The organism is Bacillus sp. JJ722, from assembly GCF_036963345.1.
GTDB lineage: Bacteria > Bacillota > Bacilli > Bacillales > DSM-1321 > Bacillus_AD.
The window spans coordinates 11111-28746 of record NZ_JBALMO010000007.1; the positions used below are offsets into that span (position 1 = coordinate 11111).

General features: G+C 37.2%; 17 protein-coding genes. 1 reads left to right on the forward strand and 16 read right to left on the reverse strand.

Going from position 1 to position 17636, the window contains the following annotated elements; all coding sequences use genetic code 11:
• Positions 1 to 9: 9 nt before the first annotated feature.
• The 12 genes from smc to V7014_RS01315 all read right to left on the reverse strand — a co-directional run bounded on the left by smc (position 10) and on the right by V7014_RS01315 (position 14324).
• Positions 10 to 3573, reverse strand: a complete 3564-nt coding sequence (smc, locus tag V7014_RS01260; RefSeq protein WP_335503206.1) for a chromosome segregation protein SMC — start codon at positions 3571 to 3573, stop codon at positions 10 to 12.
• 28 nt (positions 3574 to 3601) lie between these two features.
• On the reverse strand, positions 3602 to 4297 hold the full coding sequence (gene rnc, locus V7014_RS01265; protein WP_438824848.1) for a ribonuclease III: 696 nt from the start codon (positions 4295 to 4297) through the stop codon (positions 3602 to 3604).
• A 395-nt stretch (positions 4298 to 4692) separates the two neighbouring features.
• The gene (gene acpP, locus V7014_RS01270; protein ID WP_042348957.1) at positions 4693 to 4926 is read right to left on the reverse strand and encodes an acyl carrier protein; all 234 of its coding nucleotides are present in this window, start codon (positions 4924 to 4926) and stop codon (positions 4693 to 4695) included.
• Between the two features lie 103 nt (positions 4927 to 5029).
• Positions 5030 to 5773, reverse strand: a complete 744-nt coding sequence (fabG, locus tag V7014_RS01275) for a 3-oxoacyl-[acyl-carrier-protein] reductase (protein WP_335503212.1) — start codon at positions 5771 to 5773, stop codon at positions 5030 to 5032.
• Between the two features lie 2 nt (positions 5774 to 5775).
• Positions 5776 to 6720 carry an ACP S-malonyltransferase gene (gene fabD / locus V7014_RS01280; RefSeq protein WP_335503215.1) on the reverse strand — a complete coding sequence of 315 codons (945 nt, stop codon included), beginning with the start codon at positions 6718 to 6720 and terminating at the stop codon, positions 5776 to 5778.
• A 20-nt stretch (positions 6721 to 6740) separates the two neighbouring features.
• Entirely contained in the window at positions 6741 to 7733 is a 993-nt protein-coding gene (gene plsX / locus V7014_RS01285; protein ID WP_335503218.1) for a phosphate acyltransferase PlsX, read from the reverse strand.
• Entirely contained in the window at positions 7717 to 8313 is a 597-nt protein-coding gene (fapR, locus tag V7014_RS01290; RefSeq protein ID WP_335503221.1) for a transcription factor FapR, read from the reverse strand. Before fapR ends, plsX begins: the two co-directional genes overlap by 17 nt.
• Positions 8314 to 8440: 127 nt before the next feature.
• A complete protein-coding gene (recG, locus tag V7014_RS01295; RefSeq protein ID WP_335503223.1) occupies positions 8441 to 10486 on the reverse strand; it encodes an ATP-dependent DNA helicase RecG in 2046 nt (681 codons plus the stop codon).
• Positions 10486 to 11370, reverse strand: coding sequence for an L-serine ammonia-lyase, iron-sulfur-dependent, subunit alpha (sdaAA, locus tag V7014_RS01300; protein ID WP_335503226.1), 885 nt, complete (start codon positions 11368 to 11370; stop codon positions 10486 to 10488). The genes recG and sdaAA overlap by 1 nt, the downstream gene beginning before the upstream one ends.
• Before the next feature lie 24 nt (positions 11371 to 11394).
• On the reverse strand, positions 11395 to 12057 hold the full coding sequence (gene sdaAB, locus V7014_RS01305; protein WP_335503229.1) for an L-serine ammonia-lyase, iron-sulfur-dependent subunit beta: 663 nt from the start codon (positions 12055 to 12057) through the stop codon (positions 11395 to 11397).
• Between the two features lie 208 nt (positions 12058 to 12265).
• Entirely contained in the window at positions 12266 to 13945 is a 1680-nt protein-coding gene (locus V7014_RS01310) for a DAK2 domain-containing protein (RefSeq protein ID WP_335503232.1), read from the reverse strand.
• Between the two features lie 16 nt (positions 13946 to 13961).
• Positions 13962 to 14324, reverse strand: a complete 363-nt coding sequence (locus V7014_RS01315) for an Asp23/Gls24 family envelope stress response protein (protein WP_042348967.1) — start codon at positions 14322 to 14324, stop codon at positions 13962 to 13964.
• Between the two features lie 252 nt (positions 14325 to 14576).
• Here V7014_RS01315 and rpmB point away from each other — a divergent pair, with 252 nt between their 5' ends.
• Complete coding sequence (gene rpmB / locus V7014_RS01320; RefSeq protein ID WP_205060988.1) at positions 14577 to 14765, forward strand: 50S ribosomal protein L28; 189 nt, start codon at positions 14577 to 14579, stop codon at positions 14763 to 14765.
• 156 nt (positions 14766 to 14921) lie between these two features.
• Here rpmB and spoVM read toward each other — a convergent pair whose 3' ends face one another.
• The 4 genes from spoVM to rsgA all read right to left on the reverse strand — a co-directional run bounded on the left by spoVM (position 14922) and on the right by rsgA (position 17545).
• Complete coding sequence (gene spoVM, locus V7014_RS01325) at positions 14922 to 15002, reverse strand: stage V sporulation protein SpoVM (protein ID WP_205061184.1); 81 nt, start codon at positions 15000 to 15002, stop codon at positions 14922 to 14924.
• A gap of 69 nt (positions 15003 to 15071) precedes the next feature.
• Positions 15072 to 15728 (reverse strand): thiamine diphosphokinase, encoded by a 657-nt coding sequence (locus tag V7014_RS01330; protein WP_335503240.1) that lies wholly within the window; start codon positions 15726 to 15728, stop codon positions 15072 to 15074.
• 288 nt (positions 15729 to 16016) lie between these two features.
• Positions 16017 to 16664: a ribulose-phosphate 3-epimerase gene (gene rpe / locus V7014_RS01335; protein WP_335503243.1), complete on the reverse strand. Its 648-nt coding sequence runs from the start codon at positions 16662 to 16664 to the stop codon at positions 16017 to 16019.
• 2 nt (positions 16665 to 16666) lie between these two features.
• A complete protein-coding gene (rsgA, locus tag V7014_RS01340; protein WP_335503246.1) occupies positions 16667 to 17545 on the reverse strand; it encodes a ribosome small subunit-dependent GTPase A in 879 nt (292 codons plus the stop codon).
• Between the last annotated feature and the right edge of the window lie 91 nt (positions 17546 to 17636).

Here is a 17636-nt window from a genome sequence, read left to right on the forward strand (position 1 = left end):
TTTCACTTCCTATTTCAGATGTTCTGTTACTTCTTTATCATCTAATCTAACTGATACTAATTTTGATACACCAGATTCTTGCATCGTAATACCATACAATACATCAGCTGCTTCCATCGTACCTTTACGATGTGTGATCACAATAAATTGCGTCTCGGAACTAAATTTCTTTAAGTACTCACTAAAGCGAACAACATTTGCTTCATCTAATGCCGCTTCAACCTCATCCAACACGCAGAAAGGTACTGGACGAATGATTAAAATGGAGAAAAGTAAGGCAATAGCTGTTAGTGCACGTTCTCCACCTGAAAGCAGATTTAAGTTTTGGAGTTTCTTCCCTGGTGGTTGAGCGATTATTTCAATACCAGTGTTTAACAAGTCATCTGGGTTAGTTAATTTAAGCTCTGCCCTGCCACCGCCAAACAATTGTTGAAACACTCGTTCAAACTGATCACGAATACCATTAAATGTATCTTCAAAGCGACGCTTCATCTCAACATCCATCTCATCAATAACTTGGAACAGTGTTTCCTTCGCTTCCAATAAATCTTCTCGCTGCTCAGTCAGAAAACTAAAACGCTCATGAACTCGTTCATATTCATCGATTGCACCAAGATTAATGGTTCCTAATTCCTCGACGGCTAACTTAATAAGCTTTACTTTCTTTCTCGTTTCTTCTGGAGAATAGATTAATGAATATTGCTCTTTTGCCGCTTCAAATGTCAAAACATATTCCTCTTGCAATTGTTGCAAGCGATTATCTAATTCAACGTCAAGACGGTTAATTTTTACTTCTTCATCTTTTAATGATTCAAAATGACCTTTGTAAACTCGCTTTAGTTCCTTTAATTCTAATTCTCCATCATCTAGAACTAATTGAAGCTTGCTTCTCTCTTCTCTTCGTTTTGAAATGAGTTGTACGGTTTCATTTTTATCATTTTGTTTTTGTTTAACTGCTGCCTCAAGCTGCTGTTCACCACTATCATGGCTCTCCATATCGTTAAACAAGAGAGTCATGTTTTCTTTCGCTTCAGCTTCTTTCGTTTGCCACTCTTGTAAATCTTGAAGAAGTCGTTCATGCTTATCTTCTAGATTTTGAAGCTGTTGTTTCTTGGATGCATGTTGAACTTTTAATTCATTTATTTCTTGAAGAACAACGTCTTTAGACAATTGTTGATCTTGTTTCTTAGTTGTGAGTTCTTCAATAAGTGCCTTTTGCTGATCAATATCTTTCCGGCAATTCGTTAAAAACTCTTCAAGCTCTAACATACGTTTATCTTTTTGTTGTTTCTCTTCTTGTAGTGATGATTTTTCGTGATCATAAAGAGAAAGTCTATCATTCATATTACGCTCTTCTATCTCTACTTCACGTAAATCACCTTTGAAACTTTGTTCTTGAAGACGAAGCTCTTCTTGCAACTTTCTAATATGATCACAGGCTTCTGCGTTCTCTTGAATGGTGATTTTAATCTTCTTCACTTCATGCTCTAGCTTAGCTGTCTTCTCTTCCATAAGTGGAAGTTTCGCTTTTAAATCTTCTAATTCACCTTTACGAGACAATAAAGAATAATTTTTCCCTTTAGTGCCTCCTCCTGTCATACTACCGCCTGGATTTACAACATCTCCTTCTAACGTTACAATTCGATATCTAAACCCGATCTGTCGCGCCATTTCATTGGCACCTTTCAAATCTCTTGTAATGATAACCGTACCGAGTAGATTAGTCATAATCGGTGTGTATTTCAAATCATAACCAATTAATTGTGATGCGACTCCAACATAAGAAGGGTGATGTTCAATCGTTTGTAGCTGAGATGAAGGTATACTTCTTTCTTTCATAACAGATAGTGGCAGAAAGGTAGCTCTACCAAATGAATGCTGCTTTAAAAACTGAATGGCTTTCCTAGCATTTTCTTCTGTTTGTACTACAACGTGTTGCATAGCTGAACCTAGAGCGATTTCAATAGCTGTATTATATTCTTTTGGAACAGTCATTAATTCAGCGACTGCTCCTTCGATTCCTTGTAAACTTTTGGCTTTCAGTACTTCTTTAACACCTTGAAAGAATCCAGCATACTCATCTTCCATACCTTGCAGTATATCTATTCTAGATTTGCTTTGTTGTACAAATTGATAAGCTTGATATAGTTTTGATTCTTGCGTTTGATACTTTTCTTGTAGTTTTTCAAGCTGAGTTTTACTTTCAAAATACTTAGCAGCCGTTTGATCCATTTGTTCTACCAACTGCTGAAGGCTATCTAATAACGAAGCTCTTTTTTTGATGATTTCTGAACGTTTTTCCAGGAATCCTTGATTTTCTTGGTCTAATCGATTATTTCGAAGTAGAATTTGTTCCATTTGTTGTTCTAGCATACGTGATTCATTATTTGCCGCAGCTTGTCCATTTAGCATTTCAATATAATCACTTTTTAATGTTTCAATCTCTGCTTCTAAATCTTCACTATAAACACCTAATACATTTTCTTTCTCAACTAGTTGAGCCTTAATGACTGCAACTTCCTTTTTAGCATTATCCAGAATGTTCTGTTGTGCCACTTGCTCTTCTAGTAGACGTTTAATCTGCTTATTTGCTTCTTGTATCGTATCTTCAACTTGCTGCTTTGTATGTGTAGCGTTTTGCTTTCTTTCTTGTAATACATTTTTACGTCCTTCAAGCTTTTCAAGTTCTTGCGTTGCTAGTAAAAGAACTTCTTGCAAATCACTAACAGATTCATCTAAAGCAGTAATTTGATCACGCAGTTTGACAATTTCAGCTTCTTTCTTCTGCAAGTCGGCGTTCATTTGAACTTCTGTGTCTTTATGCTCTTTATAGTTTTGTGTGAGCGTTTGCCAATTCTCATGAAGAACTTCAATATCATGTACGGTTAGCGCAACTTCATATTGTTGTAATTCTTCTTTTTTCTCTAAATAGTCTTTTGCAATCGAAGCTTGTATTTTCAAAGGCTCAACTTGACCCTCTAATTCATATACAATATCTTGTACACGATTTAAATTTTCCTGTGTTTCTGTAAGCTTTTGCTCTGCTTTCCTTTTACGGGTTTTATATTTCAATACACCTGCGGCTTCTTCAAAGATCGTTCGTCGATCCTCCGCCTTACTGCTAAGGATTTCTTCAACTTTACCTTGGCTTATAATAGAGAAGGCTTCACGACCTAAACCTGAATCCATAAACAATTCTACAATATCTTTCAATCGACATGCTTGTTTGTTAATATAGAATTCACTTTCGCCCGAGCGATATACCCTTCTTGTGACACTCACTTCTTGGAAATCAAAGCTTAAGAACTGATCGCTATTGTCTAAAGTTAACGTAACTTCTGCAAAGTTAAGCGATTTCCTTGAATCACTACCAACAAAAATAATATCTTCCATTTTCGTGCCGCGTAATGATTTTGCAGACTGTTCACCTAATACCCAACGGATGGCATCGGTAACATTACTTTTGCCGCTTCCGTTAGGGCCTACTACAGCTGTAACTCCCTCTACAAAATCAATTGATATCCTCTCGGCAAACGATTTAAATCCAATTATATCTAAACGTTTGAGGAACAAGTATATTTCCCCTTTCAATACTCTACATTTATTTCTTCTCGATGTTTTTTAAATTTGATAATGCCTGTTGAGCCGCATTTTGTTCTGCTTCCTTCTTAGAACGGCCGATACCAGTACCCATCGTTTCACCATTTAAGGAGACTTTTGAAACGAATTCTTTGTTATGAGCTGGTCCTTTTTCTTGATGGATTTTGTATTCAATTACTCCAGATCCATCGCGCTGAACAAGTTCTTGTAGTTGACTCTTGAAATCCATCACATGAGAAAAAGCACCTTCGTCAATTTTAGGAAATACTGTGAATTGTAAAAACTTATATACTTTTTCCATACCTTGGTCTAGGTAAAGCGCTCCAATAAAAGCCTCAAATACATCCGCAAGTAGGGCAGGGCGTTCTCTACCACCTGTTAGCTCTTCTCCTTTTCCTAGAAGAACAAGCTTACCAAATGACATGGAATGAGCAAATCGAACAAGTGACGGTTCACATACAATGGCTGCACGTAATTTCGTCAACTCCCCTTCACTCATTAATGGATATTTCTTATATAAGTATTGAGAAACTGTTAACTCCAAAACAGCATCTCCTAAAAATTCAAGCCGTTCATTATCTTCATAAGGCTTACGACGATGCTCATTCACATAAGATGAATGTGTAAATGCTTGCTTTAATAATCTTTCATTCGTAAAACGAAATCCTGTTTCTTTTTGAAAATGTTCAAACTTCATATTCTTACTTGGAGCTCTTCTTTCTTTTCCGTTCTTCCGCATAATATCCTCCAAAACCATAAATCTAACAATTTAAAGGGTATGCGTGCATTATTCGTACAACAACCCCTCTTTTTAACAATTGCTTATGTTTTATAGTAAATTATTAATCAACATTCTTAAGTATATAAAATGATTGTAAAAAAAGAAAATATTCTTTTTAAAAAATCCACTATATATGCACAGTTTACAGACATTACGTCCAGAAAGAAAGAGGCATCTGTTAATTGTGCTTATAGAAAAGAAAAAGACCTCACCCTTACGAAGAAAAGGTGACCTATAAATAGAATGTTCTATTTACTAGTATCACAATCGTTTCTTCGTTTCGAGTTGGCCTTGTCTAACTATATTATAAATTACATATTGCTTTCTATGTAATTAACGGCGTCTCCAACCGTTGAGATTTTCTCTGCGTCTTCGTCGGAGATTTCCATTCCGAATTCATCTTCAAGCTCCATTACAAGCTCAACTACATCAAGAGAGTCAGCACCTAAATCTTCTTTGAAAGAAGCTTCTGGTTTTACTTCAGACTCTTCAACTTCAAGACGATCAACGACGATTTTCGTGATACGCTCTAATACATCTGCCACTGCGAATCACCTCCTTTCAAGTCATTATATTATATTGTATTTTGATACGATAATAAATACGTTTTTTTATATTAGAATAAGTTAACTATTTCCAACATTTCAATTACATGACCATGCCACCATCAACACACAACGTTTGACCCGTCATATAAGCACTATCACTAGAAGCTAAGAAAGAAACAACTTTCGCAATGTCCTCCGGCTGACCGAATCTAGCAAGTGGAATTTGTGACAATAATCCTGTTCTCACTTCATCAGGAAGTTGATCCGTCATATCAGTTGTAATAAAGCCTGGGGCAATCGCATTCACTGTTATACCTCTTGGAGCAAGTTCTCTTGCTGTTGTCTTCGTTAATCCTATTACACCAGCTTTAGCCGCTACATAGTTTGCTTGACCTGCATTTCCAACAACACCAACAACACTAGCTACATTGATAATGCGACCTTTGCGTTGTTTCATCATCGGTCTTGTAACACTTTTCGTACAAAGGAAAACACCTTTTAAATTCGTATCAAGCACAGTATCCCATTCTTCTTCTTTCATTCTCATTAATAAATTATCTCTTGTTACACCTGCATTATTAACGAGGATATCGATTTTACCGAATTCTTCAACAGCTGTTTTTACCATACTAGCTACTTCTTCACTGTTAGCTACATTACAACGAACAGCAATAGCTTGTTGTCCAAGAGCTTTAATCTCTTCTACAACCGCTTTTGCTTTATCTTCGCTACCAGCATAGTTTACAATCACGGATGCTCCTTGGCTTGCTAACTCAAGAGCAATTGCTCTTCCCAGCCCTCTTGAAGCACCTGTTACAAGTGCTACTTGATCTTGTAATTTCACGATTACATTTCCTCCTTTAATGCCGTTACAACAGCCTGTACTTCACTTTCATTAGAAACAGAGTAGATGCGTACACTGCGATTAATTTTCTTAATTAAACCTGATAATACTTTACCAGGACCAATTTCAACAAATGTATCAACACCTAATTCAATCATTTTCTCCACACAATCTTGCCATAGAACGGGAGAATATAATTGCTCAATTAATAAGCCTTTTATTTCCTCAGAAGATTCTACAGGCTGTGCTGTCACATTAGAAATAACAGGAATAGATGCATCATTCCAATGGATTGTTTCAAAAGTCGCTTGTAAGTTAGAAGAAGCTGGTTTCATCAAACTAGAATGGAATGGTCCACTTACAACTAATGGCATAGCTCTCTTTGCTCCGATGCTTTTCGCTGCTTCAGAAGCTTGCTTCACTCCTTCAACTGAGCCTGATATGACAATTTGGCCTGGACAGTTAATATTAGCAAGTTGAACAGGATTACCTTCAGCAGTAATGGAAGCCGTTAGATCTTCCAATGCTTTACGTTCAGCACCTAATACTGCGGCCATGCTACCTTGGCCTGCTGGAACCGCTTCTTCCATATATTCGCCACGTTTTCTTACTGCCATAACAGCATCCTCAAAAGATAGAACATTAGCTGCTACTAGAGCACTGTATTCTCCTAAGCTGTGTCCTGCAACATAATCTGCTTGAATATTAAATTCATTTAAACGAGATAAAATGGCAATGCTCGTAGTAAGTAGGCTTGGTTGAGCATTCGTTGTTAATGTAAGTTCTTCCCCTGGCCCATTAAAAATAATATCACTTAGACGAACTTGTAACACCTCATCCGCACGATCAAAATATGTTTTCACACTTGCAAACTCGTCAGAAAGTTCCTTTCCCATTCCAACTGTCTGTGATCCTTGACCCGGAAAAACAAAAGCGATTTTTGCCATTTCATTCTCTCCTTCAAACGTTAATTCGAATTTTTCTCTTCCATGTATGACGTAATAGTTTGAGCTACTTCGTATTGCACCATAGTCTTCGTTTGACGTATTGCATTAAAGAATGCATTACTATCAGAAGAACCATGTGCTTTAATTACTGGCGCTTTTAAACCAAACAGCCCTGCTCCGCCATACTCAGAGTAATCCATTTTGGATTTAATTTTCATTAGTTCGGGTTTTAAAACAGCTGCAGCAAGCTTACTTTTCAGGTTGCTCATCATAGCTTCTTTAATCATTTTGAACATATTAAGCGCTGTTCCTTCAACTGTTTTCAAAACCATATTTCCAGTGAAACCGTCTGTTACAACAACATCAGCTACACCATTTAACAAATCTCTACTCTCAACGTTACCGACAAAATTAATCGGTGCCTCCTGTAATAAGGCATAAGTAGTTTTTGTTAAGTCAGTGCCTTTCTTCTCTTCCGTTCCGATGTTTAATAAGCCCACACGAGGTTGTTTTAATCCACGTACTTTTTCTGCGTATACAGAACCCATAATGGCGAACTGCACTAAGTGCTCAGGTCTTGCTTCAGCATTTGCACCAACATCAAGCAAGACAAAACCGTCACCATTTAAAGTAGGGAGCGTCGGCGCCAAAGCCGGTCGTTCAATTCCTTTAATGCGTCCAACAACAAACAATCCTGCTGCCATCAATGCCCCAGTATTCCCTGCTGAAATACACGCATCTGCTTGACCATCAGCAACGGCTTGTGCAGCTAGTACCATCGAAGCTTGTTTCTTTCTTCTTACAGCACGAACTGGTTCATCTGTCGATAAAATTTCCTCTTCAGTATGAAGAATTTCGATACGTTCATGAGGTGTTATGTACTCAGAGATTTTCTTTTCATCACCTACTAATAAAATAGTAAGGTCATCGTATTCTTTAACTGCTCGAAGTGCTCCAAGCACTGCTTCTTTCGGCGCGTGATCTCCACCCATTGCATCAATTGCGATTTTCATTGAAGTCATCCTTTTTATCCGTATTCGATCTATACATTTCAAAAGAACCTTTAAAAACAAGTTCTGTTCCAACATAGCTGTTTACTTCTACAATCGATCTTTTCGAATCGTTTTCATGCTGGGTTACTTTCGCTTTTGCGATCACTCGTTCATTTTGTTTTACAGGTCTTGTAAAATGAATATTAGCTTTCGCAGTAAGTGTAAATTCATCATTAGTAACAGCGACCGCCAGTGAGTTTGCCTGTGCAAACAAATGATGTCCTCTCGCAATTCCATTACGAGTAAAAACATGCTCTTTACTTATATCTAAAATAGATATCGCACTTTGATCAAGCTCAATATCAATAATATCCCCAATTACTTCTTCAATCGGCAGCGATTTAATTTCATCACTATAATTTTTTTCAGCAACATGCTTAATTCTTTCTCGTAATTCAGGAATGGACATTTCCAATCGATCAAGACGAATCGTTTGAACACTTACAGAAAAATTATCTGCTAACTCTTCATCTGTAACAAACGGATTGTCGTGTATCGTTTCCTTCAGCATACTTTGCCTTTCTTTCTTATTCCGTCTCATTTATATTGTCACCATCCGAAGTATTATGACTAGGTACTAATAGTAGTATATATATATTAATAAAAGATTGCAAGACATAGTTACATTCTTGCAATCTATTTATTATAACAAACCAAATTACGCTAGTTTAATCTAATTTATCCTGTGTTAAAATCCCCGTAGAATCTAAATACGAACGCAATTGCGCATAGTGATCTTCCTCCCAAAAAGCATTGGAATTTATGAGTTTCGCCGCATCGTCTCTTGCTACTTCCAGCATTCGATAATCATGAACGAGGTCAGCAACCTTAAACTCAGGCAAGCCACTTTGTTTCCTACCAAAGAAATCACCAGGTCCTCTTAATTCTAAATCTTTCTCTGACAATACAAAGCCATCGTTCGTCTCAGTCATAATCCTCATTCGTTCCTTACCATTTTCCGACTTAGCATCACTTACAAGGACACAGTACGATTGTTCACTTCCTCGACCAACACGTCCACGCAATTGGTGCAATTGAGATAGACCGAAGCGCTCCGCATCATAAATTAACATAAAGGTTGCATTGGGAACATTAACACCGACTTCAACCACCGTTGTAGATACAAGCACTTGCGTTTCATTTTCGCTAAATCGCTTCATAACTTCATCTTTTTCTACAGTAGGCAGTTTACCGTGCATTAAGCCAACTTGATAGTTTGTCCCAAAGTATTGCACTAACATATCATGCACTTCAATCGCGTTTTGTAAATCTAGTTTTTCAGATTCTTCAATAAGCGGACAAATCACATACGCTTGTCTACCTTTTCGAAGTTCTTTCTCCATGAAACCTAATACACGATCAAGCATATTATGCTTCGCCCAATACGTTTCAATTTGCTTTCGCCCAGCAGGCATTTCATCAATTATTGAAACATCCATCTCTCCAAATACTGTTATAGCAAGCGTCCTAGGAATCGGTGTAGCCGTCATAAACAGCACATCTGGATTTTCTCCTTTTTCACGTAAAATACGTCTTTGTTTAACGCCGAATCGATGCTGCTCATCTGTAATAACTAGCCCTAACTGATCGAAATATACTTCATCACCAATTAATGCATGAGTTCCAATAAGAATATCGATTTCTCCCACTTTTAATGCTTCTAAAAGCTCTCGGCGTTTTTTCCCTTTTACAGAACTAGTAAATAATGCTGTTTTCACACCAGTATCTTTCAACAATTCTTGAATAGATGCCGCATGTTGCTCAGCTAATATTTCTGTCGGCACCATCAATGCGCTTTGATAGCCTGATGTAACAGAAGCTAAAAGAGCAATAGTTGCTACAACAGTCTTACCAGAACCTACATCACCTTGCAATAATCGATTCATTCGATGTGGCGACTTCATATCTTGAAGAATTTCTTGAACTACTCTACTTTGAGCCGAAGTTAATGGAAAAGGTAAGCTTCCCACATAGCTAGATAATCGATTCTCGTCATATGTATGACTTATCCCCGGAGATCCTTGTCTTTGAATACGTCTTAACGCTTGCATCTTTAATTGAAATAGCAATAACTCCTCATAGGCTATTCTTCGACGTGCTTGTTTAAGATCACTTTCATCAATCGGAAAGTGCATTGCTCTCAATGCTTGTTTGCGGCTCATTAACTTATACCTTTGCACGAAATACGCTGGTAAAGTTTCAATTATTTCATTCTCAAATTGTGAAAAAGCCATACCTATAAATTTACGCAAACCTTTTATTGTTACACTTCCCTTAGTCGAATACACCGGTTCGAAACTCTGCTGTTGTTTATTCTGCCCTATTTGGAAGTCATTTGCCGTAATAGTTTGCCTATTTCGATCCCATTTCCCCGTTATTGTAACAGTTTGATGCAATTCGAACTTCTTCTTCAAATATGGTTGATTAAAAAAAATAACTGTAATCAAATAGCGATCGACGAGTAATTTAAATGATAACCTTGTTTTTTTCTTAGCGTAATACACAGTAGAAGGTGTACTATGGATTACACCTTCTACCGTTACTCGCTCATCTTGGGCAGCTTCCTCTAAATCTTTTAGTCGAAAATCCTCGTAGCGATAAGGTAAATATTCTAGTAAGTCCGAAACGGTGATAATCCCCATTTCTTTCAGCGCTTCTGACGTTTCCGGTCCAACACCCTTCAACTCAGTAACAGAATGAGATTGTATCATCATTATTTCTTATTTAGCGACGACCCGTAAATAGATGCTTCTAATGCTTTTCCCGTACGGGTAGCAGCTAAGCCTCCTTTTGCAGTTTCTCGAAGGGCAACTGGCATCGATTGACCTATTCGGAACATTGCATCAATTACTTCATCGCAAGGGATTCTACTCGTAATCCCTGCTAAAGCCATATCTGCAGCGACAACCGCATTCGTAGCACCCATCGCATTTCTTTTCACACAAGGAACTTCCACAAGGCCAGCAACAGGATCACACACTAAACCTAACATATTCTTTAAAGTAATTGCCATTGCTTCAGCACATTGTGAAGGCGTACCTCCAGCTAATTCAACGATTGCTGCTGCTGCCATTCCAGAAGCAGAGCCTACTTCAGCTTGACAACCACCTGCCGCTCCCGAAATAGATGCGTTGTTAGCTACAACAAGGCCAAATGCACCAGATGTAAATAAATACGCAACCATTTGCTCTCTCGTCGGCTGTAGCTTTTCCTTTAATGCAAACAATGTACCTGGAACAACACCAGCTGAACCAGCTGTTGGCGTTGCACAAACTGTGCCCATCGCAGCGTTTACTTCATTAGTAGCTACAGCTTTGCTAACTGCATCTAATAGTAGGGGACCTGCAAGACTTTTACCACTCTGTATATACGATTGTAATAATACTGCGTCTCCACCAGTTAAACCTGAGTGTGATTGTACACCAGCTAAACCTCTTTCAATGGCTTTCTCCATTACATCAAGATTTTGCTCCATTTTCGAGATAATCGCTTCTCTTGATAGCCCAGTTACTTTCATTTCTTGCTCAATCATAATATCTGATATTTTTTTATTTTGACTTTCGGCTAATTCTACTAGCTCTGCAACATTTCTGAACAAACGATTCCCCTCCTTCCTTTTGTATTAATCGACGATTTTCGTCACACTAATTATATTCGGTAGTATTTGTAATTTATCTAAAATAACATCATCAATGTTTTGATCCACTTCAATTGTCATAAGAGCTTTCTTTCCCATCTCTTTTCGAGAAACTTCCATATGCCCAATATTGATTTCATAACGAGCCAGCACGTTAGATACACTTGCAATTGCACCAAATTTATCATGATGTTCGACCAGAATTGCCGGATGATTACCTGATAACTTTAATACAAAACCATTCAATTCAATGATTTCAATCTTTCCGCCACCGATTGAAATTCCAACCAATTCTAGTTCATCATCATCGTCACCCATTTTTACTTTAACTGTATTCGGATGATCTGTAACAGCATCTTCAACTGAGAAAGAAAGAGATACACCTTGTTCCTTAGCAATTTCGATCGATTTGATGATTCTTTCATCGTGTGTATCAAAATCTAAGATACCCCCAATAATTGCAACGTCTGTTCCATGTCCTTTATACGTCTCAGCAAACGAACCATAGAAATAGATCTCTACCCATTTAGGCTGTTTTCTAAATAAACTTCTGGCAACTTTCCCTATACGAGCAGCACCTGCAGTATGTGAACTTGATGGGCCAATCATAATTGGTCCAATGATATCAAAAACGCTTCTATATTTCACATTTTTTCCCTCACTAATTATCGATTAATATTTGATTCCTTTGTTACTATTAAAGAATCATTTGATCTATTTGATTATAGTATAGGTATTGTTTTTATTAAAAGACCAAAAACAGGAATAGAAGAAAAATCTTCTATTCCTGTTTAGCTAAACCTGTTTCATTAAATAAAATCTTCTATATTACATAATGTGAACTATAGAACAAGATTTATTCAACTGAAAAAATAAACGAATAAAGTGGTTGTTTTCCATCATGCAATTCAACTTCAACATCTTCAAAGTTTTCTTCACAAAATGCGACTAGTTGTTCCACTTCTTCTCCATTCACGTCTTCACCATAAATGATTGTTAGGATTTCAGAATCTTCATCAATCATATTTTGTAACAATTCTTTTGCTGCTTCAAGCTTGTCTTTACTCTTATTCGTAATTTTACCTTCAGAAAGACCCATGAAATCTCCATTTTCGATTTCAAGACCATCAATGCTCGTATCACGAACTGCAAATGTAATTTGACCTGTTTTTACATGTGATAATGCTTCTGTCATAGCTGATTCATTATCTTCTGCTTGTAATGATGGATTAAATGCTAATAGCGCAGCCATCCCTTGAGGAACTGTTTTCGATGGAATCACAATTACATTTTCGTCGACAAGGTCCACTGATTGCTGTGCAGCCATAATGATATTTTTATTATTAGGTAAGATAATTACATTCTTCGCATTTACTTCACGAATAGCTTTCACAATGTCCTCAGTACTTGGATTCATTGTTTGTCCACCTTCGATAACTGCTTTAGACCCGATACTCTTGAATAAATCCGAGATGCCTGAGCCCATAGCCACAGTTACAATACCGTACTCCTCTTTCTTCTTAGAAAGAACCGGTTGTTGTGGTTTACTTGATTCGTCTCCATAAACACTCGAGAACTGTTCGCGCATATTATCAATTTTAATTTTAATTAAGCTACCAAATTTTTGACCATAGCTTAAGCACTCACCTGGTTGTTCAGAGTGAATGTGAACTTTGACAATTTCATCATCTGAGATAACAAGAAGTGAATCACCATACTCACTTAAAGTATTTCGGAAATCTTCTTCTTTAAAAGGATGGTCTTTTACTTTATCCGCTTCAAAGCGAACCATAAACTCAGTACAATAACCATACGTAATTTCTTCACCGTTCATATGCTCATTAACATTCATATGATGCTCTGCACTTACAAGCTGTTCCATTGAAGGCTGAGATGAAGTAATTCCTTCTCCAAGTTTCTCACCTTTTAATTGAGCAAGAAATCCTTCATAGACGAACACTAGTCCTTGTCCACCACTATCTACTACGCCTACTTCTTTAAGTACAGGTAAAAGGTTTGGTGTGCGTTGTAACGATGCATTCGCTTCTTTAACGATATCTTCCATCACTTTAACGATATCTTCATTTGTTTCAGCAGATTGAACCGCTGCTTTTGCCGCATCCTTAGCTACTGTAAGTATCGTCCCTTCAACTGGTTTCATTACAGCTTTATAAGCTGTAGCAACCCCTGCATCAAATGCAGCTGCGAATTCGTTGCTATTGATTGAAGCTTTGGATTCAATCTTTTTAGCAAAGCCGCGGAATAATTGAGACAAGATTACTCCTGAGTTACCACGCGCACCCATTAACAAACCTTTTGAAAGAGCTGAACCAACTTTTCCAATATGTTCTTGAATGTTGCTCTCTACTTCTTTAGCTCCAGAAGTCATAGATAAATTCATGTTGGTTCCAGTGTCACCATCTGGAACTGGAAAGACGTTTAACGCATCTACTAACTTTGCGTTGGCAGACAAGTGATGAGCACCCATGATGATCATTTCTGCAAAACGCTTTCCATCTATACTAGTTATTGACACAAATGTTTCCTCCTTATTACGGGTTCGTCACACGAACTCCCTGCACGTAAATATTAACGGAATCGACAGAAAGTCCAACCGTTTTGTCCAGGGTATATTTCACTTTTGACTGAACATTATGAGCAATCTCAGATATCTTAGTACCGTAACTTACAATAATGTACATATCAATATGAACTGCATCTTCCTCTTGGCGAACAATTACACCTTTTGTGAAGTTTTCTTTTCTTAAGATTTCTGCAATTCCATCTTTCAATTGCTTTTTACTCGCCATGCCTACGATACCGTAACAATCAACAGCAGCGCCTCCTGCTATTGTAGCGATGACATCGATCGATATATCAATTTGTCCGTAATTTGTTTTTAATTCGATGGACATTTGTTATTCCCCCTTTTGGAAAATACAGCTTGACTACAAACATTTTACTATAACAATAAAATTTTTAAAAGTTTTTCTCTGTCCTTATTATAAAGCAACAACCTAATTAATATGTCAAGGCTTTTTTCTTGAAAGCATATGTCTAGAACTATTGCATTTCTATTTTATGTATGATACATTATTTAAGTATTTGATATTTGACTTAAGAACTATTGATACTTAAGCTCGCTTTAGTTAGGAGGGAATATATATATGGCACGTAAATGTGTAATTACTGGCAGAAAGACTTCTTCAGGTAACACTCGTTCTCACGCAATGAACGCTAACAAACGTACTTGGGGTGCAAACCTTCAAAAAGTTCGTATTTTAGTAGATGGTAAACCAAAGCGCGTGTACGTTTCAGCTCGCGCATTAAAATCTGGTAAAGTTGAACGCGTATAATGAATAGGCATCCAACGGATTGGATGCCTTTGTATTTTGTTGAAGGACTTCACTAAATACATATAAATAAGAGGGCGTTTCAAAAGTATCTCTTTTGAACACCCTCTTATTTTTTATGTGAACATAAACCTATTCCCTTATAAGGATCGCTCGTAGTTATCCTTTTCGAAAAGCACCTAACATCACCCGCACTAATCCACCTAATATCCTCGGTAATTTTATAGTATAAAACTTCATTGTTTCCCTCCTCACTAAAACAAAACCAAAGTTTTATAAGTTCATGAATAATAAAGATTTTCTTCTCATTTAAGCATCACTATCATTGCTTCTTATCACCAATAATATGCCGCTTATAAATGAAAAAGTACCACTTTCAGAAATTAGTTCATTGCTTACACAAAGAGTACTACCTAAAGGCAACTCTTTATTATTCAATGGATATTTAAAACCTTCCAAAGTTATACCTTGAACTGTAGGTGAAATAGAGAAAAATGAAACATATTTGAACTTTTGCCATTCTTGTAGGTTATATGTACCCGCGGTTACTGCATACATTGAGTTCCAGCGATCCTCAATCGATACTTTCGTTGAACTTTGTAATGTATGCTCATCTACCAATAATTGAATCCCTCCCATCGCATGGTCCATTCTGCCCCCTGTATTACCGAAGATTTTGATACAGTCTACCTGTTGTTTCAATGCCCAATCAAAAGCCAATGCTAAATCCGTATCATCTTTTTCTGAGGGAAACTGAAAGATGCTTGTTTGAGAATTAGTAATGAATTGTAAGTCTTTCTGATCAATTGAATCAAAATCACCAAATACAATGCTGGGAGTTATTCCGAAAGATAATAAAGTGCTAATCCCTTTATCCACTCCTACCCACATTGTTGGTTCTTCAAATTGCGAGATATCAGGAATATTCCCTGTTGGACCTCCAGCCATTATGTAGATTTTCTTCATTAATATATCCCTACTTTCATTTTACAAAACCGTCACCGGTCCTGTTTAATCGAAGTATATGTGAGAAAAGCGCAAGCGCCCGTTTAGCTCCGTATGGACTGGAGCCCTTCGACTGAGATAAAGGAAACACGAAGAGCTGATAAGCGATTCGATGTTGACTTATCGTAGGGAGGATGGCGAAGTCCACTAGGAGCTGGGCGCTGGAGCTAGACACCACGCAAAATTATATACTTTCTTATCTTGTAAAAAAGCCGACAAAAAATCTGTCGACTCATTTATTCAATCCTATTATACACCTCTTATTGCTTCAATAGCCTTCTTACGATCACTCTGATTATAGACAGCTGAACCAGCTACTAAAACATTTGCACCAGCTTCGATACATAGCTTAGCTGTTTCTACATTTACACCGCCATCAATTTCAATTTCAAGCGTCGGATTAAATTGATCAGCCATTTCTTTCACACTACGAATTTTCGGCAACACTTCTGGAATGAAGGATTGTCCACCAAAGCCAGGATTTACGCTCATCAATAGTACCATATCGATATCTTTGATCACATGTTGAATTGTACTAACAGGTGTAGCTGGATTCAATACAACCCCTGCCTTAACACCTAAAGATTTAATTAATGAAATTGTGCGATGTAGATGTTTACACGCTTCTACATGTACTGTAATGTAATCTGCACCTGCATTTGCAAATGCTTCTATGTATGTATCAGGATTCTCAATCATTAAATGAACATCTAAAGGAAGTTTTGTAATTGGACGAATTGCTTCAACAATTAATGGCCCAATCGTAATATTTGGAACGAAGTGACCATCCATAACATCGACATGAATGTAATCAGCGCCACCTAACTCAACATCTTTAATTTCTTCTCCAAGTTTTGCAAAATCTGCTGATAGTATAGAAGGAGCAATTTTCACCATAATTAGTACCTCGGCTTTCTGTCTTTTATTTCGGCTAAAAATTCCATATAATGATTATAGCGATATTGTTTAATGTCACCATTCGCAACAGCTTCTTTCACTGCACATTTTGGTTCTTGATTGTGCAGACACCCTCTAAATTTACAACCTTGGCCAATTTCATCGATTTCAGGGAAACAAGCAGCTAGCTCGCTCTCATCAATAGTAAAGTCAAGTGATGAAAAACCAGGTGTATCCGCAACTAACCCATCTTCAATCGGTATTAATTCCACATGACGTGTCGTATGTTTCCCACGTCCTAAATGAGTAGAAATATCGTCGGTTTTCAATTCTAACTGGGGATTTAACGTATTTAATAGCGTAGACTTACCAACGCCAGATTGTCCTGCGAAAACGCTTGTAGTATGCTTTAAATACGGTTTTAAAACATCCATGCCTTGAGCAGTTATAGATGATGTGGTAATAACATTGTAGCCCATTTTCTGATAATCTTCTTGATACTGTAGAATAGTTGCTTTCTCATCAGCCGAAACTAAATCTATTTTACTAATGACAATCATTGCTTCAATATGATTTGCTTCGATTAAGACTAGAAAGCGATCTAATAGAAGTGTGCTAAATGATGGTTCTACAGCAGAAAACACCAATATCGCACGATCCACATTTGCGATTGGCGGTCTAACTAGTTCATTCTTCCTTTCTTTAATTTCTAAAATATAGCCTTCTTGCTCATTTTCATATTGATAGACTACAGAATCTCCAACCAATGGAGATATTTTCTTCTTTCGAAATACACCTCTACCTCTACATTGTATCGTTTTATCACCATCAATTACATAGTAAAAACCACTTAACGCTTTTATAATTGTTCCTTCCGGCATACCTTCACTCCTATTTTGTCTTCTGCCTTCATTCACTCACATACAACAAGATGTTTTTCAAGGAATATCCCCAAAAAACATCTGTTGTTTA

Excerpts from the sequence above, each read along its gene's own strand:
- V7014_RS01315 (WP_042348967.1), bottom strand. The coding sequence starts at position 14,324 with ATGTCCATCGAATTAAAAACAAATTACGGACAAATTGATATATCGATC.
- V7014_RS01330 (WP_335503240.1), bottom strand. The coding sequence starts at position 15,728 with ATGAAGAAAATCTACATAATGGCTGGAGGTCCAACAGGGAATATTCCT.
- rsgA (WP_335503246.1), bottom strand. The coding sequence starts at position 17,545 with ATGCCGGAAGGAACAATTATAAAAGCGTTAAGTGGTTTTTACTATGTA.
- rpe (WP_335503243.1), bottom strand. The coding sequence starts at position 16,664 with ATGGTGAAAATTGCTCCTTCTATACTATCAGCAGATTTTGCAAAACTT.
- rpmB (WP_205060988.1), top strand. The coding sequence starts at position 14,577 with ATGGCACGTAAATGTGTAATTACTGGCAGAAAGACTTCTTCAGGTAAC.
- rnc (WP_438824848.1), bottom strand. The coding sequence starts at position 4,297 with ATGAAGTTTGAACATTTTCAAAAAGAAACAGGATTTCGTTTTACGAAT.
- fapR (WP_335503221.1), bottom strand. The coding sequence starts at position 8,313 with ATGAGACGGAATAAGAAAGAAAGGCAAAGTATGCTGAAGGAAACGATA.
- recG (WP_335503223.1), bottom strand. The coding sequence starts at position 10,486 with ATGATGATACAATCTCATTCTGTTACTGAGTTGAAGGGTGTTGGACCG.
- plsX (WP_335503218.1), bottom strand. The coding sequence starts at position 7,733 with ATGAAAATCGCAATTGATGCAATGGGTGGAGATCACGCGCCGAAAGAA.
- spoVM (WP_205061184.1), bottom strand. The coding sequence starts at position 15,002 with ATGAAGTTTTATACTATAAAATTACCGAGGATATTAGGTGGATTAGTG.
- fabD (WP_335503215.1), bottom strand. The coding sequence starts at position 6,720 with ATGGCAAAAATCGCTTTTGTTTTTCCGGGTCAAGGATCACAGACAGTT.